Annotated in this window: 20 protein-coding genes; 14 read left to right on the plus strand and 6 right to left on the minus strand. The window is 54.5% G+C overall.

Annotation, left to right across the window (positions count from 1 at the left end; genetic code table 11):
* Positions 1 to 231: 231 nt before the first annotated feature.
* From HY913_06440 to HY913_06455, 4 genes are all read left to right on the plus strand, one after another.
* The gene (locus HY913_06440) at positions 232 to 417 is read left to right on the plus strand and encodes a 4Fe-4S binding protein (GenBank protein MBI4962893.1); all 186 of its coding nucleotides are present in this window, start codon (positions 232 to 234) and stop codon (positions 415 to 417) included.
* Between the two features lie 320 nt (positions 418 to 737).
* Positions 738 to 1241 (plus strand): (2Fe-2S)-binding protein, encoded by a 504-nt coding sequence (locus tag HY913_06445; GenBank protein ID MBI4962894.1) that lies wholly within the window; start codon positions 738 to 740, stop codon positions 1239 to 1241.
* Complete coding sequence (locus tag HY913_06450; GenBank protein ID MBI4962895.1) at positions 1238 to 3406, plus strand: xanthine dehydrogenase family protein molybdopterin-binding subunit; 2169 nt, start codon at positions 1238 to 1240, stop codon at positions 3404 to 3406. The genes HY913_06445 and HY913_06450 overlap by 4 nt, the downstream gene beginning before the upstream one ends.
* A 102-nt stretch (positions 3407 to 3508) precedes the next feature.
* Complete coding sequence (locus HY913_06455; GenBank protein ID MBI4962896.1) at positions 3509 to 4321, plus strand: MBL fold metallo-hydrolase; 813 nt, start codon at positions 3509 to 3511, stop codon at positions 4319 to 4321.
* An 80-nt stretch (positions 4322 to 4401) separates the two neighbouring features.
* Here the strand turns inward: HY913_06455 and HY913_06460 are convergent, their stop codons facing one another.
* From HY913_06460 to cynS, 4 genes are all read right to left on the minus strand, one after another.
* On the minus strand, positions 4402 to 5214 hold the full coding sequence (locus tag HY913_06460; protein ID MBI4962897.1) for an ABC transporter ATP-binding protein: 813 nt from the start codon (positions 5212 to 5214) through the stop codon (positions 4402 to 4404).
* An 11-nt stretch (positions 5215 to 5225) separates the two neighbouring features.
* Entirely contained in the window at positions 5226 to 5999 is a 774-nt protein-coding gene (locus HY913_06465) for an ABC transporter permease subunit (protein MBI4962898.1), read from the minus strand.
* Positions 6000 to 6153: 154 nt separating this feature from the next.
* Positions 6154 to 7557, minus strand: a complete 1404-nt coding sequence (locus tag HY913_06470) for an ABC transporter substrate-binding protein (GenBank protein ID MBI4962899.1) — start codon at positions 7555 to 7557, stop codon at positions 6154 to 6156.
* Positions 7558 to 7591: 34 nt separating this feature from the next.
* The gene (gene cynS, locus HY913_06475; protein ID MBI4962900.1) at positions 7592 to 8035 is read right to left on the minus strand and encodes a cyanase; all 444 of its coding nucleotides are present in this window, start codon (positions 8033 to 8035) and stop codon (positions 7592 to 7594) included.
* A gap of 296 nt (positions 8036 to 8331) precedes the next feature.
* On the opposite strand from cynS, the gene HY913_06480 reads away from it, so the two are divergent.
* The 5 genes from HY913_06480 (at position 8332) to astB (ending at position 15273) form a co-directional block, all read left to right on the plus strand.
* The gene (locus HY913_06480; protein ID MBI4962901.1) at positions 8332 to 9564 is read left to right on the plus strand and encodes a hydrolase; all 1233 of its coding nucleotides are present in this window, start codon (positions 8332 to 8334) and stop codon (positions 9562 to 9564) included.
* A gap of 4 nt (positions 9565 to 9568) precedes the next feature.
* Positions 9569 to 10951: an aminotransferase class III-fold pyridoxal phosphate-dependent enzyme gene (locus tag HY913_06485; GenBank protein MBI4962902.1), complete on the plus strand. Its 1383-nt coding sequence runs from the start codon at positions 9569 to 9571 to the stop codon at positions 10949 to 10951.
* Positions 10952 to 11152: 201 nt separating this feature from the next.
* Entirely contained in the window at positions 11153 to 12196 is a 1044-nt protein-coding gene (locus HY913_06490) for an arginine N-succinyltransferase (protein MBI4962903.1), read from the plus strand.
* Positions 12196 to 13665 (plus strand): succinylglutamate-semialdehyde dehydrogenase, encoded by a 1470-nt coding sequence (gene astD, locus HY913_06495; GenBank protein MBI4962904.1) that lies wholly within the window; start codon positions 12196 to 12198, stop codon positions 13663 to 13665. Before HY913_06490 ends, astD begins: the two co-directional genes overlap by 1 nt.
* A 261-nt stretch (positions 13666 to 13926) precedes the next feature.
* Complete coding sequence (gene astB / locus HY913_06500; protein MBI4962905.1) at positions 13927 to 15273, plus strand: N-succinylarginine dihydrolase; 1347 nt, start codon at positions 13927 to 13929, stop codon at positions 15271 to 15273.
* Between the two features lie 25 nt (positions 15274 to 15298).
* On the opposite strand, the gene HY913_06505 is transcribed toward astB, so the two are convergent.
* The gene (locus tag HY913_06505) at positions 15299 to 16351 is read right to left on the minus strand and encodes a hypothetical protein (protein MBI4962906.1); all 1053 of its coding nucleotides are present in this window, start codon (positions 16349 to 16351) and stop codon (positions 15299 to 15301) included.
* 280 nt (positions 16352 to 16631) lie between these two features.
* On the opposite strand from HY913_06505, the gene HY913_06510 reads away from it, so the two are divergent.
* The 5 genes from HY913_06510 (at position 16632) to HY913_06530 (ending at position 22531) form a co-directional block, all read left to right on the plus strand.
* Entirely contained in the window at positions 16632 to 17588 is a 957-nt protein-coding gene (locus HY913_06510) for an alcohol dehydrogenase catalytic domain-containing protein (GenBank protein MBI4962907.1), read from the plus strand.
* A 347-nt stretch (positions 17589 to 17935) separates the two neighbouring features.
* The gene (locus tag HY913_06515) at positions 17936 to 18199 is read left to right on the plus strand and encodes a hypothetical protein (GenBank protein ID MBI4962908.1); all 264 of its coding nucleotides are present in this window, start codon (positions 17936 to 17938) and stop codon (positions 18197 to 18199) included.
* A gap of 215 nt (positions 18200 to 18414) precedes the next feature.
* Complete coding sequence (locus tag HY913_06520; GenBank protein MBI4962909.1) at positions 18415 to 18762, plus strand: hypothetical protein; 348 nt, start codon at positions 18415 to 18417, stop codon at positions 18760 to 18762.
* Positions 18763 to 19085: 323 nt separating this feature from the next.
* Positions 19086 to 20567, plus strand: a complete 1482-nt coding sequence (locus tag HY913_06525) for an oligosaccharide flippase family protein (GenBank protein ID MBI4962910.1) — start codon at positions 19086 to 19088, stop codon at positions 20565 to 20567.
* Between the two features lie 32 nt (positions 20568 to 20599).
* A complete protein-coding gene (locus HY913_06530; protein ID MBI4962911.1) occupies positions 20600 to 22531 on the plus strand; it encodes a cyclic nucleotide-binding/CBS domain-containing protein in 1932 nt (643 codons plus the stop codon).
* A 41-nt stretch (positions 22532 to 22572) separates the two neighbouring features.
* Here the strand turns inward: HY913_06530 and HY913_06535 are convergent, their stop codons facing one another.
* The gene (locus HY913_06535) at positions 22573 to 23379 is read right to left on the minus strand and encodes a class I SAM-dependent methyltransferase (GenBank protein ID MBI4962912.1); all 807 of its coding nucleotides are present in this window, start codon (positions 23377 to 23379) and stop codon (positions 22573 to 22575) included.
* Between the last annotated feature and the right edge of the window lie 210 nt (positions 23380 to 23589).

Genomic DNA, 23589 nt, shown 5'->3' on the forward strand with positions numbered 1-23589 from the left:
ACGGAAGGGACTCGGGGGGTGAGCTTCAGTATTAATAATGCGGCGACTTTTTTCAAGTGTCCCAAAAACGTAATAACATTCGGTGGTGAGTTCCGGAATAAATACTTGTCCATTTCCGGAACCAAGTGCCGTTGACGAACATCTATTACTGTAGGGCTGGGTTTGCCCAAAGGCAGATTACCTGAGGGCACGAATATTACGCCATTGTCAAACCCGGAAGGGAAGATAGACATGTACATGCCTGTGATAAAGGATGAAAAATGCACGTGTTGTCGCGCGTGTGCGCGTATCTGCCCCAAGAATGTATTCGAGGAGGATGACAAGGACTTGTGGGTGTGCGACCCTGCACGTTGCACGGGCTGTGAATCCTGCTCCGCTGTCTGTCCTGTGGAAGCCATCAAAGTGGAAGAAATTTGAAGCCGGTTGGCCTGACGGCGCCAACGCAGTGAGTTTCAACTGTCAGCCCACTCCGCGTCTCGACACCTTGCCGACAGGTTGTATAATATTGAATGGGGCACTATTGTGCGGTCAGGATCGTTCGAGGCTTAATTGATGAGCATGCTAATTGCTGTTTGCTTCCGGGACGGTATTCTTTCCACATCGCGCTCGTGATGATCCTGAGAGAAGCTCCGGGTGTTCCGCTTGGAGAAACCCGAACAATAGTTCGTATACTCTATTCACCGATTTAACCTAATTGTTTGACTGAATTGTACACAGCAGAAAAGGAGGGGGAATTCATGACAGAGAAAACTGAGCAGGGCTTTTCAGAATTGAAGCTTAATGTGAACGGCACCGAGTACATTGTTGCCGTCCAGCCCGACACACCGCTCCTGTGGGTAATTCGGGAAAACCTTGGCCTTATCGGCACAAAATTCGGGTGCGGGATTTCGGTTTGTGGCGCCTGTACCGTCCATGTGGATGGGGACGCGGTCCGGTCCTGTGCGACCCCGGTTTCCGATGTTGTGGGGAAAAATATCACCACAATCGAAGGGCTCTCGCCTGACGGGGGTCACCCCGTGCAGATTGCGTGGATCGAGCAGGAAGTTCCCCAGTGCGGTTACTGCCATTCGGGTCAGATAATGAGCGCCGCGGCCCTCCTGGCGGAGAATCCCACACCGACCGACGCGGACATCGACGACGCCATGTCGGACAACCTTTGTCGCTGCGGCACATATCAACGGATTCGTCGCGCGATTCATCGGGCATCGCAATTGATGGCTGAGGGAGGGCAGCAAAAATGATACAGATAATCAAAGTCAGTCGCCGTGACTTCCTCAAGACAACCTCTATTATCGGGGGAGGGCTTGTGCTGGGCTTAGCCATGCCTATTCGTAATTCTGTCGGCCAAGCTACCGGCCAACAGGGAGGAGGAATGGCTACCTTGAACGCTTTCGTTCATGTCGGTACTGACGAAACCGTGACGATCATAGTGAACCATTCCGAGATGGGCCAGGGTGTCTACACTTCCTTGCCAATGCTGGTGGCAGAGGAACTCGAGTGCGATTGGACCAAGATCGCAGTTCAAGCCGCGCCGGTAGATCCTGCGTATAACCACCCACAATGGGGAATCCAGGGAACCGGCGGCAGCACAAGTGTTTCAAGCGAGTGGGAGAGGCTGCGAAAAGTGGGCGCAAGCGCCCGTGAAATGCTCATTGCTGCCGCGGCGGACACGTGGCAGGTGGACAAGGCAAGTTGCCGCGCCGACAACGGCAAAGTTATCCACTCAAGCGGCAAAAGCCTGACCTACGGCCAGCTCGCGGAGAAAGCAGCGAATATGCCTGTGCCGCAAGACGTTCAACTGAAAGACCCTTCCAAGTTCCGGATCATTGGGCAGCCCGTCAGACGCCTTGATACCCCCGGAAAAACCAACGGTACAGCCGTGTTCGGCCTCGACGTCACAATTCCGGGCATGCTCATAGCGGTGGTGGCGCGGCCGCCCGTATTCGGCGCAAAAGTCGTGAAGGTCAATTCCGATGCAGCTAAGGCTGTTCCAGGAGTTAAGGACGTGGTCCAATTGCCGTTCGGCGTCGCGGTGCTTGCGACCGGTTTTTGGCCGGCCAAGGTCGGGCGGGACGCGCTGGAGATCGTCTGGGATGAAGGCCCTAACGCAACGCTTTCGACCGAGGGCATGCGGGAACAGTACGCGAAGCTCGCCCAAACCCAAGGCGCCGTAGCCAGAAAAAACGGTGATCCGCTGCAAGCGCTTCCGAGTGCGGCCAAACAGATCAGCGCAGAATATGAAGTCCCGTACTTGGCTCACGCAACCATGGAGCCCCTTAACTGCGTGGTTGATCTCCGTGCTGATAGTTGCGAGATTTGGACCGGAACCCAGTTCCAGACCGCGGATCGCAACGCGTCGGCTCAGGTCGCGGGGCTGCGGCCCGAGCAGGTCAAAATCCACACAACACTCCTTGGAGGCGGGTTTGGACGCCGCGCGAATCCGCAATCGGACTTCGTAGTCCAGGCGGTGCATGTGGCTAAAGCCGCCAAGGCCCCTGTCAAAGTGATCTGGACTCGTGAAGATGATATGAAGGGCGGATGGTATCGCCCCATGTGGTACGATCGGATCGCGGCCGGCCTCGACGCGAACGGGAACCCCATAGCCTGGAGCCACACCATCGTCGGCCAATCAATAATTACCGGGAGCCCCTTTGAAGAAGCCATGCTGAAGGACGGCGTGGATGTAACCTCGGTTGAAGGCGCTGCGGACATTCCATACAAAATCCCGAATATTCTTATTGACCTCCACAGTCCGAAAATCGGGGTCCCGGTCCAATGGTGGCGCTCAGTCGGCCATTCGCACACCGCCTTTGTGGTTGAGAGCTTTATGGATGAACTGGCCCAAGCAGCAGGCAGCGACCCTTATGAATTCCGCCTCAAGCTCCTCGCAAATCATCCCCGCCACAAAGCCGTTTTGGAGCTGGCAGCGCAAATGGCAGGCTGGGGATCGCCCCTGACCGAAGGTCGCGGTCGCGGAATTGCCTTGCACAAGTCCTTTAACAGCTTTATTGCCCAGGTGGCGGAAGTCTCCGTCACCCGGTCGGGAGACGTTCGCGTCCATCGGGTGGTGGCCGCAGTCGATTGCGGCATGGTGGTAAACCCGAATACTGTCGCGGCTCAGATGGAGAGCGGAATCATCTTCGGTCTCACAGCCGCGTTACATGGAGCCATCACCTTAAAAGACGGCCGGGTGCAGCAGAGCAGTTTTAACAATTACCCATTGGTAACCATGCAGGAGACGCCGAATGTTGAAGTCCATATTGTGCCAAGCAAGGAGCCCCCTACCGGGGTTGGAGAACCGGGTGTCCCGCCAATCGCGCCGGCCGTGGCTAACGCTGTCTTTGCGATCACTGGTGTACGAATTCGGCGGCTGCCCATTCGGCCCGAGGACTTGAAAAAGGCCTGACGGAACGAGGGTCAACCGAAGCCACTCCCCCATTTGTGACTGTTTTTGAATAGACCGTGGTATGATTCAGGTTCGCGCACGAAAGCGTCTGTTGGGGGCCATATGATTGATGTCGAACAAATCGGAACGATTCGCAAGTTTCGGTTGGCACGGACCGTTGGAGGCCGTGGATTGTATTATACGACCGCATACTACGTCGATGGGTTGATGGTCGATACGGGCTGTTTCTTCACGGTGCCCGAGCTTATGGCCTCGCTGAACGGCCTGACCGTCGAACGCATCGTGAACACCCACAGCCATGAAGATCATATCGCGGCCAATGCCGCCCTCCAGGAAAAGTTCGGCGCCCAAGTCCTGGCTCATCCGGAAGCTCTTCCGTACCTGGCCGAACCAAGACAGCGAAGGCTCCGGCCCTACCAAATTGTGATGTGGGGCTATCCCGCGCCGTGCAATGGAGCACCTATCGGGGATTTTGTCGAAACCCCCAACTATCGGTTTGAAGTCATCTGTACTCCGGGCCACAGTTCCGATCATATTTGTCTGTACGAGCGTCAACAGGGGTGGCTCTTTACGGGAGACGCGTACGTGGGTGGCAAGGACAAAGCTTTGAGGCTGGACTACAATGTCTGGCAGATCATAGCTTCACTGAAAAAGTTGGCTTCATTGGACGCGAAGGTGCTCTTTCCCGGCAGCGGCACAATCCGGCAAGACCCCCGGGAAGAGTTGATCGACAAAATCAGGTACCTGGAAGAGAAGGGCCGGCAAGTGCTGGACCTTCAGGACCGCGGCTGGAGCCGCAGGGCTATCCGTCGGAAGCTCTTCGGTGCTGAAATGTCTATCGCGTATGTCACATTGGGGCATTTTAGCGGAAAGAACCTGGTACGCTCCTATCTTGAAGACCGTGAGAACGGTTGACTCACCGGTTTGCGTTCAAAGAGGAAGTCATGCCTGCGGAGTGATTACTTGTTTGAACGCAAACCCGCATAGCCGGCCTTTCATGCCACAAGGTTAACTCTCGCAGTCTGCTCGTATTCTTCCTTGTTGGACAGGAACCTGATGATCCGATTTCGAACGGAATAATAGTTGGGATGCTCGATGATCGTGGAACGCTCTCGCGGCCTCGGTATGTTCACCTTTATCTCTTCCATTATTTTTGCATCGGGGCCCGGACTCATCAGCATGATCCGATCCGAGAGGAGAATTGCTTCATCCACGTCATGAGTCACCATGAATATGGTGATGCCTGTTCCAAGCCACATGCGAACCAACTCTTCCTGAATAACCCCTCTGGTGAGGGCGTCTATTTGAGCGAAGGGTTCGTCCAGAAGTAGTATTCTTGGCTCGACGCAAAACGCTCTGGCGAGACCCACACGCTGCTTCATTCCGCCTGACAGTTCCGCGGGGCGTTTGCCTTCCGCGCCGGTCAGGCCCACCATTTCAACATATCTTCGGACCCTGTCGTTGATTCTGTGACGGTCCCATTCCGGGTAAGCAGCTTTCACAGCTATCCGGATGTTACCGGAGACGGTCAACCAGGGCATGAGAGCGAAATTCTGAAACACCACCATCCTGTCGAGGCCGGGTCCGGCGATCTCTTTTCCGTCGAGGTAAACATAGCCCCCGTCCGCGGTTTCAATCCCGGCCACAATGTTGAGCAGAGTGGACTTGCCGCACCCGGAATGACCCAACACAGCCACGAACTCTCTTTCTTCAACCGAGAGCGAAACGTCCCTGAAAACGCAGTGGTCCTCCTTTACTCCGGGGGCGGAAAAGAATTTTGAAACCCCATCTACGGTGAGCAACTCCATGGTTCGAACTCCTAGTCAATATACGCCAGTCTTCTGGCCAACTGATTGAAGAGAACATCTATGCACACGCCCACCACGCCTATGACAAGGATTGCAAAAATCACACTGGTAAGCGACAAGTTGTTCCATTCATTCCAAACGAAATAGCCCAGACCAAGGGACCCCAGAAGTGCTTCAGCAGGGACTATGGCCACCCACGCGCTCCCCATGGAAATCCTGAGTCCCGCCACGATGGTAGGCCCGGCGCCGGGAAGTATCACCTTAAACACCTTGGCAACCGGATTCATCTGCAGGATATTTGAAACACTTATGTAATCCTTCTTGATGTTGGATACCCCGAACGCCGTGTTGGCCAGGGTCGGCCAGACACTGGCCATGAAGACCACCAACAGAGCCGTCCAATTGCTGTCTTGCACCGAATAAAGCAGGAGGGGCATCCACGCGATAGGTGATATTGCTCTCAGAACCTGTATATAGGGATTGAGCGCCTTGAAGAGCATCTGATTCAGGCCCAGGATCACGCCCAAAGTGATCGCAACCAGCGAGCCAGATACAAAACCCAATGACAGCCGGCCCAGACTGTACAAGGCAAGGGTCCCTATTCCTTTGTCGTTGGGGCCATTGTCGTAAAAAGGGTTCGAAAGAAACTCCCAAGCCGTTTGGGCCACGGCCAATGGACCTGGAAGGTTCTTGAAAGTAGCCGTGTATAGCTGCCATACACCCAAGAAAAGCAAAAGAAACATAAAGCACAGAACCAGCCAGCCCTTGCCATTTCCTTTTTTCATGAAAGCTCCTTGTGATGGACCCGATTTTTCGACCGGATTTCCGGGACATAACGGTCGGGCCGACCGGCGTTATTTGGAAGCCTGGCGTTCCCTCTGCTTCTGCCCTGGCCGAAGCAGAGGGAATTCCGACCCAACGCAGGGGCATTCATCTCGATCATAGTTTCTTGATAGCAAAGCTGTTCAGGTATTCTTCCGGCTTCTCAGGATCGAACTCCTTGCCCATTATCACGTGCTTCATATAAGTTGTTGACGGAGCGGCATACCCCAAACCTTTCATAACGTCCGCACACTCCGCGGCTAGAAACACTTGTTCTGCGATCTTCTTGTAGTCCACGTCGCCCTTGATGTATCCCCACCGCTTCATCTGGGTCAGAATCCAAACCGCCATTGAGTTCCACGGGAACGGGTTGAAATCTATCCGGTCCGGCTCGTTTCTCGTGTTCCCCAGACCGTCAGGGAACTGGCCGGTGAGGACCTGCTCGACAACTTCTTCAGGCTGATTCAAGAAATTGCGGGGCGATATGGCCTTAGCGATCTCTTTTCTGTTCTCGGCCTTATGAGCATACATGGTTGCTTCCACAATGGACTTGAAGACGGCCTTGAACGTGTTGGGCATTTGCGTCGCAAACTCCTTCGAGGTCGCAAACGCGCAGCAGGGATGTCCGGGCCACAGATCTTTGGTTAATTTGAAAATGAATCCCGCTCCCTCGAACACGGCCCTCTGATTGAATGGGTCCGGCGCCAGATATCCGTCCACATTCTGGGCTTTGAGATTCGCCACCATCTCCGGCGGTGGCACGACCCGGATTTTCACTTCCTTGTCAGGATCGACTCCGCCGTCTGCAAGGTAGTACCGCAGCAGCATGTTGTGCATGGAATAATCAAACGGGACGCAGAAAGTGAACCCTCTCATATCTTTTGGCTCTTTTACGTCCTTATGTTTGATGTGGAGCGTTATGGCCTGGCCGTTTACGTTTTCCACCGCGGGCATATAAAAGGGGACGGGCGGAGCCCCTGCACCCAAAGTAAGGGCGAGAGGCATGGGCGAGAGCATGTGAGCACAATCCACCTGCTTGGATACAGCCCAATCTCTAATCATAGCCCACCCGGCAGCCTTCACCACTTTGGTTCCGGTGAGTCCATTTTTTTCATAAAACTTCATCGGCTCGGCCATGATTATGGGGGTACCGCAGGTGATCGGAATAAAACCGATTTGCAGGTCCTTTTTTTCCGGAGGACCGTCAGATTCCTTTGCCCAGGCTTTTGCCGCGTCCAAAGGAAACAGGCTGGACAAGATCGAAAACGCTGCCGAAGACCCGACAATCTTCATGAAATTTCTTCTGGAAAAATCATTTCCGCCAAAGACAGCCTTTACGACGGCGGTTTCCACCAACCGGTCCATGGCGTCCTCGGTTGTCATTGGTTTTAGCTCTGTTGCTTCAGATCCGGGATGCGCGTGCGAGCATCCGTGTTCCAGAGAGGCATTCGGGTCAAAGGGATCGTGCAGAGTCGGCGTGGACTCTTTCTCATGGGCATCTTTGTGTTTATGCTGGCACATGTTCAAGCTCCTATTGCGGCCAATATCATTTCAGCTACCATTTTCGGTATGGCAGGAATTTGCCGTTATAGGTGACGACCACCCTGTCACCTTTGGGGTCGGACTTCTTTTGGATATCAAGCTCGAAGTCTATGGCACTCATTATGCCGTCTCCGAAGGCCTCATGGATGATCTCCTTAATGGTGGTGCCGTAAACCTGGGTTATTTCATGGAGGCGGTAGATCAGGGGATCCACCGGCACGGTTTCATCCAGGGAGCCTTTCATCGGGTAATCAGTCAAGGCTTCAGCAACTTCCGGAGGCAGGCCTAACAGGTTCACGGCTTTCTGCGCTTCATCGGGGCTCATGCTGTTTTGACCGAGCAAGGCTGATGTGACCCAGCACTTGTGCCCTCCAATTTCCTTCGCTATTTCTTCCCACGTGAGGCCTTTAGCCTTTTTCGCCTGGAGGATAAGTTCAGAGGCTTGTTTCTTGGTCATCGGATCGCTCCTTGGGTGATAGTTTGGAGTTTAGCAGTCAAGAAACGTACCAAACTCGTGCTTGTTGATCCGGACAGCCTATAATGATGCTTTACAAGGAATTGGTCGGCATCGGGGGGCTTCTTGGGACCCCGCGATTTGTTACCAAAATGTATTATTTTTTAAAGTTACCTACTGTCATGTCATAATTAGTATGAAGCCATACCCCACTGTTGTTGCCCACCCTGCAAAAAACTCTGCACCTCGCGGACTTTTTCATTTAGAATTAATTCATCGGACCCGAAGGGGTGATACACATGCCAGATTATGCGCCTTATCTCCAAAATCTTAAAAAGCAGCGCGACTCGATGCTGGAGCTGCTCACCCTGTGGGCTGACACCAACTCCGAAAGCCACAATGTTTCAGGATTGAGCAAGATGCTTTCCATGCTCGAAGAGGCATTCAGCGGCCTGGGAGCTGAAATGCAGCGGATTGACCTTGTGGCCGAGGTCTGGGGCCCGACAGGACAAGAAACGTTGGGACAGGCTTTGCTACTTCGTAAGCGCCCCGAGGCATCGGTGCGAGTGTTCCTTGGCTGCCACATGGATACGGTCTATGCTCCGGATCATCCCTTTCAAAAGTGCAAGCTGACAAAAGACAATACGCTGCAAGGCCCCGGAGTGGCGGATGCGAAGGGCGGCCTCATGGTCATGCTCAAGGCCTTGGAAGCCTTTGAGAAGAGCCCGTGGGCCGAGAACCTGGGGTGGGAAGTCCTGATCAACCCGGATGAAGAGATCGGCTCTCCCGGTTCGGGCGCGCTGCTCGTGGAAGCGGCCCGAAATAATCACATCGGCCTGGTGTTCGAGCCGTCCCTTCCCGATGGAAATCTAGTCGGGGACCGCAAAGGTTCCGGCAATTACAAGGTCACGGTGCGGGGGCGGGCCGCACATGCCGGACGAGAACCCCACATGGGCCGAAATGCTATCAACGCGCTGGCCCGCTTCATCGTTGAGCTGAACGAGGCGTCGGAAAACGGTATTACCATCAACGTCGGATACATCGAAGGCGGGGGACCGGTAAACGTGGTGCCTGACCTCGCGGCTTGCCGGTTCAATGTGCGAGTCATGACTCTGGAGGACCAGGTCTATTTCGAGGAGCATGTGGACGGACTGGTGAGGGAATTCAACCGTCTTGACGGAATTTCCCTCGATCTGGAAGGAAACTTCGCTCGGCCGCCTAAACCCTTGGACAACAGGACCGTCCGGTTGTTGAGCCACATAGCTGAATGCGGAAGCGATCTGGGGCTAACCCTGGACTGGAGGTCGAGTGGCGGATCGTGCGACGGCAACAACCTGGCCGCGGCCGGACTTCCCACTGTGGACAGCCTTGGGCCGACTGGAGGCGGGATACACAGCGCCGAGGAGTACGTCATGATCGACAGCCTGATCGAACGCGCCCAATTGAACGCCCTCCTGTTGATGAAACTCGGCGGGGGGGAAATCAAAGTCGAGGAATTGGACCAGGATTGGCAAGGAACCGTTATTGTGTAGCAAAATGAAAAGAACCATCTCGGATGAATTGGCCTCTGATCCCAGGGTAATCCAAGCAAAACGGCAGTTGCTGGATGTTCTGGTCGAATATCAAGAGCGTATCAAGGGCATCAGACCGCCGGACCCTGACCTGAGAGTCCCGTACGATGCGTTTCTGAAGGAATTCGGCGACCTGCGGGGAGGAGCGCTCTTTTTCCCGTACCTCGGCAGCGGCTTGGGGAATGGTGTATTGGTGGAACTTGCGGACGGTAGCGTAAAGTACGACTTCATTTCAGGGATCGGGGTTCATCACTGGGGCCACAGTCACCCTGCGATCGTTGAAGCCCTGCTCAATGCAGCCATGAGAGACACGGTGATGCAGGGAAACTTGCAGCAGAATGTCGAAAGCGTCTCTCTGGCTCGCACCATACTTTCGGCGGCAAATCGCAAAGGCGCTGAACTGGGCCATTGTTTCTTTTCCACCAGCGGAGCCATGGCCAATGAAAACGCATTGAAGATAATCTTCCAAAAGAAGTATCCAGCGGATCGTATTCTGGCTTTCGAAGGCTGCTTCATGGGGAGGACGCTCGCGCTCTCTCAGATCACGGACAAGGCCGCGTATAGAGAGTGCTTGCCGCCTTCCCTTTCGGTTGATTATGTGCCTTTTTTCGACCCTGCGCGACCTGACGAAAGTATTCGAGCAGCCTTGGATTGTCTTGAACGCTATTTGGCTCGCTATCCCGGCAAACATGCAGCAATGTGCATCGAGCTGGTGCTGGGTGAAGGGGGCTTCCATCCGGGCACACGTGACTTTTTCCTTTCGCTGATAGAGGTCCTGCGGCAGCACCAAGTAGCTATAATGGTAGATGAAATCCAGACATTCAGCCGCACCACGGAACTCTTCGCGTACCAGTATTTCGGCTTGGATGATTACGTCGATGTGGTAACCATCGGCAAATCCTCTCAGGTTTGCGCCACCCTGTTCCGTGACGAGTTCAAACCCAGGCCCGGCTTGCTAAGCCAGACCTTCACCGGGAGCACGTCAGCCCTTTTCGCGGCCGAGGTAATTATCCGCGGGCTCATTGAACGCGACTTTTTCGGCCCCGACGGCAGGATCGCCAAGCTTCACGATCATTTTGAGACTCGCCTCAAGCAGATACAGGAGCGCCTTCCGGGTTTGATTGCCGGACCTTTCGGCATCGGCGCGATGATTGCTTTCACCCCGTTCAACGGCGATCACGAGAAGGTGGTTAAATTCGTTCACGCGTTGTTCGATGCCGGGGTGATAAGCTTCTACGCGGGCTCGGATCTCTCCAGGGTCCGCTTCCTGCTGCCCGTTGCAGCGGTAACATTTGATGACATAGACGCTGTTTGCGCAATTTTGGAGCGGACTCTGCGAAGCGCTTAAACTGATTTGTAATGCCTCGGGGGACACATTGGGTTAAGTTTTTTGGTGTTCTTTTGGGGCCGGCGCGGGCCGCATGGTTCGGCTCGGCGCGTAAATCCATGCCTCTCGTGTGGGGGGACGGCATGCGTGCCCCACGTAGAGTCAAACGCTATTCTCAACGCGTGACGCCGGATTTTCGGAGCAGAAAGAGGAACTGTGAGAATGTTCGTAGTCCGTCCCGTAAACATGGAAGATTTGGACCGGCTCACCGAGCTGGCCACTAAGGCACACTTTGGTCTCACCTCGTTGCCTAAAGACAGGGATCTCCTACAAAAGAAAATTGCCGAATCCGTGCACAGTTTCTCGAAGTCGCTGGAAGAGCCAAAAGGGGAAATCTATTTGTTCGTCCTGGAGGATCTCGACTCCCACGCTGTTGTGGGCACGAGTTGCATCGTCTCCAAGGTGGGCGGCTTTCAGCCCTTCTACGCGTATCGAATACAGTCCTGCATTCATGCTTCGGAAAGCTTGGGTATTCGTAAAGAAATTCCGTCACTTCATCTGGTAACGGAACACAGTGGCCCTTCCGAAATAGGGGGGCTCTTTCTCGCGCCTGAATATCGCAAGCATGGCAACGGACGGCTGCTCTCGCTGTTTCGCTTTCTGTTTATGACTGAATTTTCGCGCTGCTTCGAGGAATCAGTGATTGCCGAGATGAGGGGCGTGGTGGACGAACGTGGCTTTTCTCCATTCTGGGAGGCCCTTGGGCGCCATTTCTTCGACATGGATTACCCCCGAGCGGATCACCTTTCCGCGGCAGACAAGAGGTTCATTGCGGATTTGATGCCTACCTGTCCCATTTATATTCCCTTGCTGCCCAAGTCCGCTCAGGATGTGATCGGTCAGGTGCATGAAAATACCAAACCCGCGCTGAAGCTTCTTCAGGATGAGGGCTTCGCTCTTACGGGCATGATAGACATTTTCGAAGCCGGGCCTATCGTAATTTGTAGGCTGGAACATATTCGTATAGTAAAGGAAAGCACAATTGACGCGGTCGCGGAGATTTCAAGCAATGAAGCCGAAAAGGCCGGATTCATAATCGCCAACACTCGCAAAGATTTCCGTGCATGCGCGGGCAATGTGGAAAAGCTATCCGGGGGCGGCCTGCGAATTGAGCGCCAAGCTGCGGGGGCGTTGAAGTTGAAGATAGGCGACAGAGTGCGCTTCGGCCCGATTCGCCCTTCCCTTTCGCAACAGGAGCGCCGGTGATGACGGAGAAAACACATTTCATAGACGGCAAATGGACTCAAGGCGCGGGTCCGGAATTCCGTTCAACCGACCCGGCCACCGGTGAACCTGTATGGACGGGTTTGTCCGCGGCTCCTGATGATGTAAAACAAGCTGTCGAAGCGGCTGGAACGGCGTTCGAAACATGGTCTGCCAGGTCTCCCGAGGAGAGGTTGCAGTATCTTGAAAGCTTCAGGGAAAACCTAACCGCGCAGAAGGACCAAATGGCGGAGATCATCTGCCTCGATACCGGCAAACCTCGATGGGAAGCGCTTACCGAGGCAGGGGCCATGATCGCGAAGGTGGACATCTCAATTCAAGCCTATCATGATCGTCGCAGCACCGTGACGGAAGAACTCGCCGGCGGTTTAGCAGCCACCCGCTTCAAGCCCCATGGCGTCGTAGCCGTATTCGGCCCTTTCAACCTTCCGGGCCATCTCCCGAACGGGCATATTGTGCCGGCTCTCCTGGCAGGGAACACCGTGGTTTTCAAGCCGAGCGAGCAGGCGCCCGCGGTGGCTCTCAAAACTATGGAACTGTGGGAAGCCGCGGGACTACCCCATGGGGTGCTCAACATGGTTCAGGGAGCGCGAGAGACCGGCATAGCGCTGGCCCAGCATCCGGGCATCGAGGGATTGTTTTTCACCGGGAGTGCCGACACTGGCCGAGCCTTGCACAAAGCCTTTGCAGGCTGGCCGGATAAAATCCTCGCGTTGGAAATGGGAGGAAACAATCCTCTCTTGGTTCATGAGGTTTCGGACTTGAACGCGGCTGCTTATCTGACCGTGGAGTCTGCGTTCATCACCGCGGGGCAGCGCTGCACTTGCGCGCGTCGATTGGTAGTGCCGGAAGGGACCGCTGGAGATAGTTTTATTCAACGCCTCATGGTGGTCATGTCAAAAATCAAGGTGGGTTCTTTCAGAGAGTTCCCCGAACCTTTTATGGGACCTGTAATATCCGAGAACGTGGCTGAAGGTTTATCCTTGGCACAGGATGCCATGAGCAGTGACGGCGGGAAAGTCCTGGTTAAAATGGAACGCCTGGAAAGGCCGGGGTGGTTCCTCTCACCAGGGCTCATTGACGTCACGGAGGTCAAGAACCGGAAAGACGCGGAATTCTTCGGTCCCCTTCTCCAGTTGATCAGGGTCCCGGATTTCGACGCCGCGATTCGGGAAGCCAATAATACCGCTTATGGACTCGCAGCGGGGCTGCTCAGTGATAACAAGGGACTGTACGACCGGTTCTTTCGTAAGGTGCGAGCAGGCGTCATAAATTGGAATCGCCAGACCACCGGAGCCAGCGGGAAAATGCCTTTCGGCGGCGTAGGAGCCAGCGGCAACCATCGGCCCAGCGGGTATTATGCCGCGGATTATTGCTCTTATCCGATCGCTTCCATGGAAATCGACAGCGTCAAAATCCCGGCCGGCTTACCACCTGGCATTGAGCTGTAAAAGAGCGCCAAATTATAGTAGTTGCCGAAATATTAGTCCTATTCGAGAGGACGCCATTCCGTCATTCCTGCGATCCCCAAGTTTACCCCGGTGCAAACCGGGGCAGGAATCTAGTCCAGCGTCTCGCGGGATTCCCTGGGTTCCCGCCTTCGCGGGAACGACAGGGTGAGCAAAGCAGAGATGGCGGCGACTCATAGGGGGCTAACAGACATTATTTCTGGCAATTGCCATAGTTATCGCTTCTTGACTATGAGGGACGGAATGGAAGTCAATTTCGACGGCTTGGTAGGCCCGACGCACAATTATTCGGGGCTGTCGTACGGAAATGTCGCGTCCCTGGAGCACCGGCTGACCGTTTCCAATCCTAGGGCCGCTGTCTTGCAGGGGCTCGAAAAAATGAAGCTCCTGGCCGATCTCGGAGTCAAACAGGGAATATTGCCCCCCCAGGAAAGGCCCGATTTTATGGCCCTCCGACGCTTGGGGTTCAGAGGGACCGAAGCCCAAGTGCTGGCTGAGGCAGCGCGGGAGGCTCCCTCCCTGCTCGCCGCATGTTACAGTGCGTCCAGCATGTGGGCGGCGAACGCAGCCACCGTCTCACCAGCCGCGGATACCGCAGATGCTCGGGTCCACTTCACTCCGGCCAATCTCGTGAGCCACTTTCATAGGTCAATCGAACCGCCTTTCACCGCCGCGATGCTCAAAGCCATCTTCAAGGATGAATCGACGTTTGCCTATCACTCGCCGTTGCCGGCTGCGATGCAGTTTTGCGACGAGGGCGCGGCCAACCACGTCCGTTTATGCTCCGCGCATGATTCTCCCGGAATCGAACTGTTCGTGTACGGGCGAAGGGCCTTCGGCCCGGCCGAACCAGGCCCGAAGGTGTACCCCGCGAGACAGTCCTTGGAGGCATCTTCCGCTGTGGCCAGGCTGCACGGGCTCGATCCCCAAAAAACGCTGTTCGTCCGGCAAAATCCCGCAGCCATAGACGCTGGTGTGTTTCACAACGATGTCATATCCGTGGGAAACGAGAATGTTCTCTTGTATCATTCAGAAGCCTATTCCGAAGCTGCCCGGTTCGCGGACAAGCTCAAGAGCGTCTTTTCGGAACACTGCGGGGACGAATTGATAGCAATAGAGATTACTGCGAAACAGGTGCCGCTTGCCGATGCGGTGCATTCTTACCTTTTCAACAGCCAACTTGTCACTCTTCCCGACGGGAGCATGTGTTTGATAGCGCCTATGGAATGCGCGGAAAACCGGAAAATCGGGATGGCAATCGACCAGATACTCGCAGCGGACAATCCGATCCGGAAAGTCGAGTACATTGACATCAGGCAAAGTATGAAAAATGGGGGAGGCCCGGCTTGCTTGCGCCTTCGGATCGTCCTGACACGGCAGGACATCGCGCGGACCCACCAGGGAGTTTTCTTAACCGACAGCCTGTACGACGATCTCAAGGTCTGGGCGAACCGCCACTACCGGGATCGCCTGCATCCGGACGACTTGGCAGACATGTCTCTAGTGCTGGAAGTCAGGTCCTGCCTGGATGATCTGACGCAACTTTTGGGGCTTGGTCCTGTTTACCCGTTCCAGAAGGTAGGCTCATAGATGGCGAAGGTCTTGCAACTGCGATTTATTTGCCGTTCAGCAGCCGGTAAAGCCTGTCAACAATCTGGTCCGCCAGTTTGTCAGCTAGCTCTGTGGAAAGCTTCTCGACCACCTTGTCCGCAATTTCTTCAGCCAGAGTATCTGATAGCTCTTCAGCTTCCACCGCTTCGACAATCTCCGTCCGAGGTGCAGCTTGGGCAGCCTCTTTGGTAGACGAGCCAACATCCTTCATCCCGTCTGAACCATCGCGTTGTAGATTAGGTACGATGTGACCCGGGACGCGCATTCGAGGCGACGGGTAAACGCCTGATGGCGGCTCCCAAAGTCTACCTCCCGGCAGTTCCCCTGGCTCTTCATCGCCCAAAAAGGCGGTGCGGCCGGCAACGTCTTCCTGGCCCCCCATCGGCTCGTCCGAGACTGCCTCCCCACCATCGTGCTTGATAGGTCCATCCAATGAGACGTCCAGATCGGCAAAATCATCCAAAGTATAGCGAAAATCGTGGTTAACGTATTTGACAAAACAGTTGGCCAACTGACCGGGCACCCTGCCGTTGAATGTCCCGGGGAGTCTCATCACCGAGTCAATTTTCACCGTAGTTTGACAGAGGAAATAATTGTTCACTCGGGCGAGAAGCCGTTCGGCCGTCTCTATGCTGGTCAGGGGCATCACCTCTTTGAGAAGCCAGTAAAGATGAACTCCCCAGCCTGATTCGACGATGATGGACGGGGGCAGCGGAAATGATCTAATTGCCTTTGCCGCTTGAGATTTGTTCGAAAAGTAAGTATTTGCCCCTGAGTACCCTGAAGAGTTGAAATCGAGTCCTGCCCAAACTGCGGTAATGTACGAAATCTGCGCCCTTTCCGCCTTCATGGTTTCGTGCGGGCAAACACCGAAGAACACGTTCTGATCTTCGTCATAAGGCTCTTTAGCCAGGATCTCAAGATTGGGAAAATAGCGGGTGCTCACGCGGGCGTCCAAACGTCTGATGGCCCTCACCATGATAAACCCTTCCCTCTTGAGGAAATAATCGCCGAAGAGAGCTTCCAGAAAATCTTTTCTGGAGAATTTCCTGGCCATGTGGGGAATCCTGTAAGATGAAAGTGAGGATTAACGCGGGGGATATTGTATTTATGATGTCTTCAACTGTCAACGATTACCTACGGATAGGGTCAAGTTTTCCCCGCGGCGCAGTGTATGTGAGAGATTGCACCCGGATGAGGCCGCGACCCAAGATCGAACGGCACGATTGCCGGCTTTTGTGCTATCATCGGGTGAGCGCAATGCCTTGCCGGCACAAGACCAATTGTTGCTTGCCCTCCCATCCCCGCTAGGATGGTCGGAACATGGATGATTCGACATGAAAGCACTTGTATTTGACGGCGCAATCGCCGTTAGAGACGTTCCCGTGCCGGAACCCGTGGCCGGAGAAGCACTCGTAAAGGTTCGAATGGCGGGAATCTGCAATACCGATGTGGAAATTACCCGAGGCTATATGAACTATCAAGGGGTCTTAGGACATGAATTTGTCGGGATGGTGGAAAAATCGTCCGACCCGAAATTGCTCGGGTCACGCGTTGTCGGAGAGATCAATGTGGGATGCGGCGAATGCTCTTTTTGTAGAAAGGGTCTTGAACGCCATTGCCGTCACAGAACCGTAATGGGGATCCTCGGCCGTGACGGTTCAATGGCCGAATATGTAGCGCTGCCGGTCTCCAATCTCGTCGCGGTTCCCGAGGCCCTGGAGGATGAGAAAGCCGTCTTCACGGAACCGCTGGCCGCGGCCCTGGAAATCCTTGAACAGATAAGAATCGAGCCCTCGCACAGCATCCTGGTGATCGGTGACGGCAAGCTGGGCTTGCTGGTCAGCATGGCGTTGAGGCTGACAGGGTGCGATCTGACCCTGGTGGGAAAACATGCCGGAAAGCTGGGCGTATTCGCTGACCAGGGCGGTTCAATAGCACTTCTCGACACATTTTCTTCGTCGAAAGATCGGTTCGACGTGGTTGTCGAAGCCTCGGGCCATCCATCCGGCTGGGACCTGGCGGTCAAACGAGTTAAGCCAAGGGGCACCCTAGTACTGAAGAGCACTTACCACGGAGACCTGAACTTTAATCCGGCTCCGCTGGTCATTGACGAGATTACTGTGATCGGCTCCAGGTGTGGAAGATTTGGCCCGGCTCTGAGGGTCATGGAACGAGGCTTCATAGACCCTTCCCCTCTGATTTCAGCAATCTTCCCCTTGGAGCAGGCCGAGGAGGCCTTCGGAAAATCACAGGATCGCGATGCGCTAAAGGTATTGTTAAGGATACCTTGACCCAATAGTTGCCCTTTTATAGCCATTGCCAAAAGTAATGGCCTATTTACGACCCGTCACCCCGGCGAACGCCGGATCGGAGTCCGGGGCAGGCCCCGGGGTCCAGTCCCGCGCGGAACGCGGGATTGATAGGACTGGATTCCGGCCCCCGTCGGAATGACGGTATAAGGCAACGTCGAATCGGCCAAACTCTTGGCAACTGGTGTAAGCTTCCATTTCCAGAATAAGAAACAAGCACTATCGGTAGCCGTCACAATTACTGAAAACTGGGCAAAATTTGCTACGCCACCTTTTAGAATTGATTTTTTGTTTGACGGCAGGTAAAATGCAATCTCTGAGGTGAAAGGATGAAACCGCTGGCACTGATGACTTTCGTTGTGATGGTAGCTGCCGCGCTGCTCGTTTCCGGGGCCGCAGCGGACAATAGCTTTCCATCCGCGCCTGCCACAGCCGGTCAGCCTCCAAACCCCGCCCTATCAAAGGCACAACAGCAGATTTTCTACGGATATGTGCCGCCCCCACCCATCCGACATACGTGGCCCGGCGGATACAGGGCCATCATTCACGAAATGTTCAACAACCTTATGGAACATATGACAGGCCACTATTGATGGCTTAGAACGAGCCCCCTCGTCGGCCACCGCCTAGCCTCGCCCGGCAATTCGATAAAATCTCCAAATTTCGACCCAAAGCTTCCCCGATATCTGCGATCATTCGGCAGGCACACCCATTACGTTTCGATGCCCCCAGGCAGCCGCTCACCTTTGACACCACGGCCGCTCATGATTAAAGAAACTGATAGATGTTGGACGGCGGAGGTGTAATTATGGAAAACCCGACAGAAAAAATGGGCGCTCAATGTGGATGCGATCCTTTTCCCACGCCTTTGTCGGGCGGCGGCTGCGAGGGCTGCTCCCCTAACGTTGTACTTACGTGTGAAGAGAGTTCCATCCTGGCGCAAATGAGGGAAATCAAGGGCCAGGTGCGCGCCATCGAAGATCGTCTACACGCGATCCAGGGCCATATTTCAACCGCCCCGGAAGGACCGCGTTCGGAATGGACCGAACTATCGGGTCAACTGGAAGGCTTGCGAAGTCAGTGGCAGGACTGGACTGTCAAGCTTGACGAGGCCATACACCACAAAATGGTATTATTGGGTCATCGCGAACCCTGATCCGAACCACGGGGCTTAAATAGACTTCTTTAGAGGGGATTTTCCTGCTGCCGGTTCTTCACACGGAAGTTTGTGTGCGGGGAGATATGGTCGCGTCCAGCCCTTTCGGCGCTTCAGGATGGAGGAGTTATGCTCCATTCCCACGCCACGCGAAACATTCAATTCGTTTGACATTCCCGCTTTTCCTCTGGTAACTGAATCCACCATTTGGTCTCCGAGTTTCATTCACGCGGAAATTCTTCTTTTCGGCCGGTTTTGGCCGCGTCGCGCGTCGAACAGAGGAGACACTTGCATCCCCACACTTTCCCAGGGATCCTAAACTTATGACTTCAGACCTTCCTGAACGCGGCCGCCCTGCTTGGACCAGGGGAATTATAGGACGTTTTGTCCATCTCCTGTCCGCTCAGGTCGTTGACGGGGTACTCAGCGGTATATTCCTGGTCCTCTATTTGCCGAGGCTAGGAACCGCGGTCTATGGGGAGGTCATGTACGCCATGGCTGCCGGAGCCATTGTGATGAAGGTGGTACAATTCGGCCTGTATTATCCGCTGGTGAGTGATCTTGGAGGAGGCGGAAAAGATAAAGCGCCGGAAATCCTGAGCAGGGTGAACATCATCAAGTCGCTGCTGGCAGCAGCCTCAGCCGCGGCTGTGGGAGTCATGACTCTTTTCGGCGGTTTTTCGCAGCAGATGGGGTTGGTGCTGTTTCTGATAGCTCTTGGGTTCGCGTTGGAAGGGCTGGCCGACACTTTTTTTGCCGATCTGCGCGTGAGAGGCAGGCAGGACCAAGAGGCCCGCATCAAGATTATCAGCGCGGCGGCCTCGTACGGATACGGACTGGTAACTGCGGTAGCGGGTCTGAATCCCGTCGTCGTGAGTCTATTCAAACTGGTATCCGCGGCGGTAAGAATATGGTTCGGAGTGGCCGCCTATATATCATACTATTCCTGCGGGCTCTGGAGGTCCCCTCAGTGGCCCGCGGTGTGGCGGGTCTTCCGCGCAGCTGTCATTTTTGCATTGATCGACATTCTTGGCATTATCTACAACAAAACCAATATATTTTTCCTGGAGAGCGCTACCGGCGTCGAAGGAGTTGCCTGGTACAGCGCGACCTGGAATATTCTCGACCCGGTGTCGACGCTGGCGTCGGAACAATTTTTGGGGTGGGTCATCTTTCCACTCCTAGCGTCCCTCTGGTGGAGCAATCGTGAACTAGTGCGGCGTCTCGTACGCAGGAACGCTCAATGGCTGATGGCAATGGCGCTTCCTGTCATGTTTCTTCTTTACGCTGAAGCGGCCCTTCTAATAGGGCTAATCTATCCTGCGGAATACAAAGATGCAGCCTGGATGCAGCAATATCTGGTGTGGACGATTTTGCTGTCGTTTGAGAGTAACCTGTTTTGTTATGTGATGATGGTCGCGGGCGCCGCGAACATGCTACTCGTTTTTGCTTTTGTAACCACGATCCTCAACCTCGTCTTCAATGTGGTGCTTGTCCAGCATCTCGGTCTAGCCGGAGGGTGCCTGGTGATAATTCTGACCAAGCTGATGATGACGGTGCTGACCTTCACCTATTGCCAGTGGAGATTTCACTTCTTCAGGTGGGGAGATTTCATGTTCCCGATTGCCTTGGGAGCGGCCTCGGTGGTTCTTTTTACGGCGATCCGGCACGTGACGATTCTTCATCTCGCGGTCACCGTCGCCCTGATATTTTACCTTTTGGTTCTGTGGAAAGTCGGCCCGCGATTTCTGGGAAGCTTTTCGAGTAAGATAGAGGGCCCCCTGGGAAATGAACCCGGCGTTTGAACCCCTGCGGGACAAGTGCGCGAGGAGGTACCATGGTCACAAGTTCCGACAACCCAAACATTGATCCGGCAGCGGTAATCGAATTCCTCAAAAAAACCGCCCCGTTCATGGAATTGGACAGCGACAAGCTCCTCGATCTAGCCCCATGCTTCGTCACAACCTTTTTTCCCAAAGAAACCGTGGTATTCCGGCAGGATGTTGATGAAGTGGGCTCCTTCTATCTGATCTACGCAGGTGGCGTGAAAGCATACCTCACCGGGCCCGATGACACGGCCACGCTGTTGGATTTTCGTGGTGAAGGCGGATATTTCGGGGCTTTAGCCATCATAAGGAACTCTAAGGCCAACTTCAATGTGGAGACCCTGGAGGACACAGTTTGCCTCGGACTGCACAAAGAAGTATTCCTCGGTCTTATTCGCGACAATCCTCGATTCTCGCAGTATTATCTCAAGAGGTTTTCCGAAGATCTGGCAAGTACCGCCTATGCCGAACTCCGCTTGGGCAAGATGAGAGAGAGCACGCCTGAAACCCTTTACTTGTTTAGCTCCGCGGTCGGGGAAGTAATCAAAAGGCCTCCTGAGATCATCCATGCTTCGCAGAGTATTCAGCAAGCGGCCCGACGCATGTCTGACCTGGAGATCGGGTCGCTACTGGTTGAAGACCAAAGCGGCGAGATCGTGGGTATTGTGACGGACAAGGACCTTCGCAAGAAGGTCATCGCAGAAGGTCTTGACTACCACTCCCCGGTCGCGACGATCATGTCGTCGCCTCTACGCAGGATTCCGTACCATGTGCTATGGTTCGACGCTCTGCTGGAAATGATGAAAGGGCGTGTTTATCATCTCGCGGTGGAGCGTGGCAGCCAGATCGTCGGGGTCGTGAGCGTTCGTGACTTCATGGTGCAGACCGGCTCGTCACCACTGTACCTCTTTCGTGAAATCGAGAACCAACGTACGATTGAAGGGTTGTACCCGCTCGCGCACAGGATTCCTCGTGTGGTCCGCGCGCTGGTGGAAGAAGGCGCCAGGGCAAACAACATTACGCGAGTTATCACCGTTTTGAACGATCAGATCGTGGATCGCTTGCTGAGTTTATTGGACGAAGAGATGGGGCCCGCTCCTTTCCCCTGGTGCTGGTTCACTTTCGGGAGCGAAGGGCGCAAGGAACAGACCTTCAAGACAGATCAGGACAATGCGCTAATTTACCGGCCGCCGTCTGAGGACGAGGACAATACCAGGATCGCCAGAATCTATTTTCGCCGCTTCGGAAGTGAGGCAAATCGCCATTTGGAGGCCTGCGGCTTTGAGTTGTGCAAAGGCAAGATGATGGTCTCAAATCCCAGGTGGCGTAAACCGTACAAGGAGTGGAAAGCATACTTTGACCAATGGATGGCCACGCCTGAGCCCGAGGAAGTCCTTCACGCGATGATTTTTTTCGATTTTCGTCCGGTATTCGGACGAATCGAGTTTGGCGACGACCTGAGAAATTACCTGTCGGAGAACGTTCCGTCGCGAAGTATGTTCCTCCTGCATCTGGCCAAGGATTTCCTGGCAGCGAAGTCTCCCTTGACGTTTTTCAAGAACTTCATGGTCGAGAAGGACGGCAAATATAAGAATCGGGTGGATCTCAAGACTCAGGGCCTCACTCCGTTTGTAAATTTTGCCCGCTTGTGGGCTCTGCGCCACGGTATCAAGGAGACCAATACGATGGAAAGGATAGAGGCCCTGGCGAAGAATGATTTTATGCCGAAGGAGCTGTACATGGAGGCCCGGGACGCGTACGAGTTTCAGATGCAGCTCAGGCTGGTGAATCAATTGCGATTGCTCGAAGCAAATCAAGAACCGGACAACTACATTGATCCTGCCGACCTATCCCAAGTTGAAAGGCAGACACTCAAGGAGGCTTTTTCCGTGGTCGGCCGCATTCAAGAGTACGTGAAATCGGAGTTCAGAATATTGGAGTAGGCTTCAGTTCCTTCTTGCCTTACCGTAGGGAACACACTGAATCACGGATGGGGACCCCAAATATGCGCGTCTGAATATCCACCGCTGGACCATTCGATGTTATCCGGACACTTCTCGGAAATTGGGTCCGGAGGGTGAGCCCGAATGTAGGAATGCTTGAGCCCCAGGACGTAAACCTCACTCGGCGAGGTCCATGATTCCACGATAGTACGCAGGTCCAGGGCTTCCGAGCCTTCGATGAGAGCCAGGGTGGCTATTCTCGGGATGTACACGGTGTTGATTCCCAAGAGAAGGAGCCCCTTGGGTTTCATAAAGTGAACCGCATCGGCCAAAATCGTCCGGGCCGGCCCCAATCCGTCGTGACCGCCGTCCCATATATCGGGATGAATGCGGCCATGCTCGGAAGCCTGCCCTATTTCACTGGGCACATACGGCGCATTGCTGAAAATAAGATCGAATGTACCGTCAACGTTAGAAAACCAATCGCTTTGCCGAAAATCTATCTTTCCCGCACGGCTCGCTTTGGCGACAAGCCGAGCATTCTCAACGTATTCCTCGTTGATGTCCACTGCCACCGCTCTTACCCGGCAGGTGGTCGCGCAGTACACTACGAGAAGACCCAGATGGCCTGTGCCAAGGTCAAGTACCCGATAACCGTCTCGCGCGTACCGACGAAGGGCCTTGCGGAGGACAAGTGACGTGCCGTCCCACAGGTGGTCGTGTGTAAAACTGACCGCATCGACATGGAAATGCCAACCGGCTACCGCGAGCCTCAACCAACGGGTCCGAGCCAGCGCTCGCATCAGCTTGACGATCGACGCCCCAAGTGTCGTTTCGCCCGTCCCCATCCAACATGCTCCATTCAAATCCGAACTGAGCTGTCAGGATTGAAACGTTCCCCAGTTTACAGACGTGTCGCGATGAACCTCTGAATTGCCCTTGGTGGGCAACGCTTTCAACTTTATTAACGGCCCTGCCGGCACCACAGCCCCAAGGGCTTTTCTTTCCTTCTTTCAGGAGGAAAAGATACTATACCTGTAAGGAGACAAATGGTACAC

The organism is Desulfomonile tiedjei, assembly GCA_016212925.1.
Taxonomy (GTDB): Bacteria; Desulfobacterota; Desulfomonilia; order Desulfomonilales; family Desulfomonilaceae; genus JACRDF01.

Excerpts from the sequence above, each read along its gene's own strand:
- HY913_06440 (MBI4962893.1), top strand. The coding sequence starts at position 232 with ATGTACATGCCTGTGATAAAGGATGAAAAATGCACGTGTTGTCGCGCG.
- HY913_06525 (MBI4962910.1), top strand. The coding sequence starts at position 19,086 with ATGACTTCAGACCTTCCTGAACGCGGCCGCCCTGCTTGGACCAGGGGA.
- HY913_06490 (MBI4962903.1), top strand. The coding sequence starts at position 11,153 with ATGTTCGTAGTCCGTCCCGTAAACATGGAAGATTTGGACCGGCTCACC.
- HY913_06505 (MBI4962906.1), bottom strand. The coding sequence starts at position 16,351 with ATGGCCAGGAAATTCTCCAGAAAAGATTTTCTGGAAGCTCTCTTCGGC.
- HY913_06470 (MBI4962899.1), bottom strand. The coding sequence starts at position 7,557 with ATGTGCCAGCATAAACACAAAGATGCCCATGAGAAAGAGTCCACGCCG.
- cynS (MBI4962900.1), bottom strand. The coding sequence starts at position 8,035 with ATGACCAAGAAACAAGCCTCTGAACTTATCCTCCAGGCGAAAAAGGCT.
- HY913_06480 (MBI4962901.1), top strand. The coding sequence starts at position 8,332 with ATGCCAGATTATGCGCCTTATCTCCAAAATCTTAAAAAGCAGCGCGAC.
- HY913_06520 (MBI4962909.1), top strand. The coding sequence starts at position 18,415 with ATGGAAAACCCGACAGAAAAAATGGGCGCTCAATGTGGATGCGATCCT.
- HY913_06445 (MBI4962894.1), top strand. The coding sequence starts at position 738 with ATGACAGAGAAAACTGAGCAGGGCTTTTCAGAATTGAAGCTTAATGTG.
- HY913_06535 (MBI4962912.1), bottom strand. The coding sequence starts at position 23,379 with ATGGGGACGGGCGAAACGACACTTGGGGCGTCGATCGTCAAGCTGATG.
- astD (MBI4962904.1), top strand. The coding sequence starts at position 12,196 with ATGACGGAGAAAACACATTTCATAGACGGCAAATGGACTCAAGGCGCG.
- HY913_06460 (MBI4962897.1), bottom strand. The coding sequence starts at position 5,214 with ATGGAGTTGCTCACCGTAGATGGGGTTTCAAAATTCTTTTCCGCCCCC.
- HY913_06455 (MBI4962896.1), top strand. The coding sequence starts at position 3,509 with ATGATTGATGTCGAACAAATCGGAACGATTCGCAAGTTTCGGTTGGCA.
- HY913_06450 (MBI4962895.1), top strand. The coding sequence starts at position 1,238 with ATGATACAGATAATCAAAGTCAGTCGCCGTGACTTCCTCAAGACAACC.
- HY913_06510 (MBI4962907.1), top strand. The coding sequence starts at position 16,632 with ATGAAAGCACTTGTATTTGACGGCGCAATCGCCGTTAGAGACGTTCCC.
- HY913_06465 (MBI4962898.1), bottom strand. The coding sequence starts at position 5,999 with ATGAAAAAAGGAAATGGCAAGGGCTGGCTGGTTCTGTGCTTTATGTTT.
- HY913_06515 (MBI4962908.1), top strand. The coding sequence starts at position 17,936 with ATGAAACCGCTGGCACTGATGACTTTCGTTGTGATGGTAGCTGCCGCG.
- HY913_06530 (MBI4962911.1), top strand. The coding sequence starts at position 20,600 with ATGGTCACAAGTTCCGACAACCCAAACATTGATCCGGCAGCGGTAATC.
- astB (MBI4962905.1), top strand. The coding sequence starts at position 13,927 with ATGGAAGTCAATTTCGACGGCTTGGTAGGCCCGACGCACAATTATTCG.
- HY913_06485 (MBI4962902.1), top strand. The coding sequence starts at position 9,569 with ATGAAAAGAACCATCTCGGATGAATTGGCCTCTGATCCCAGGGTAATC.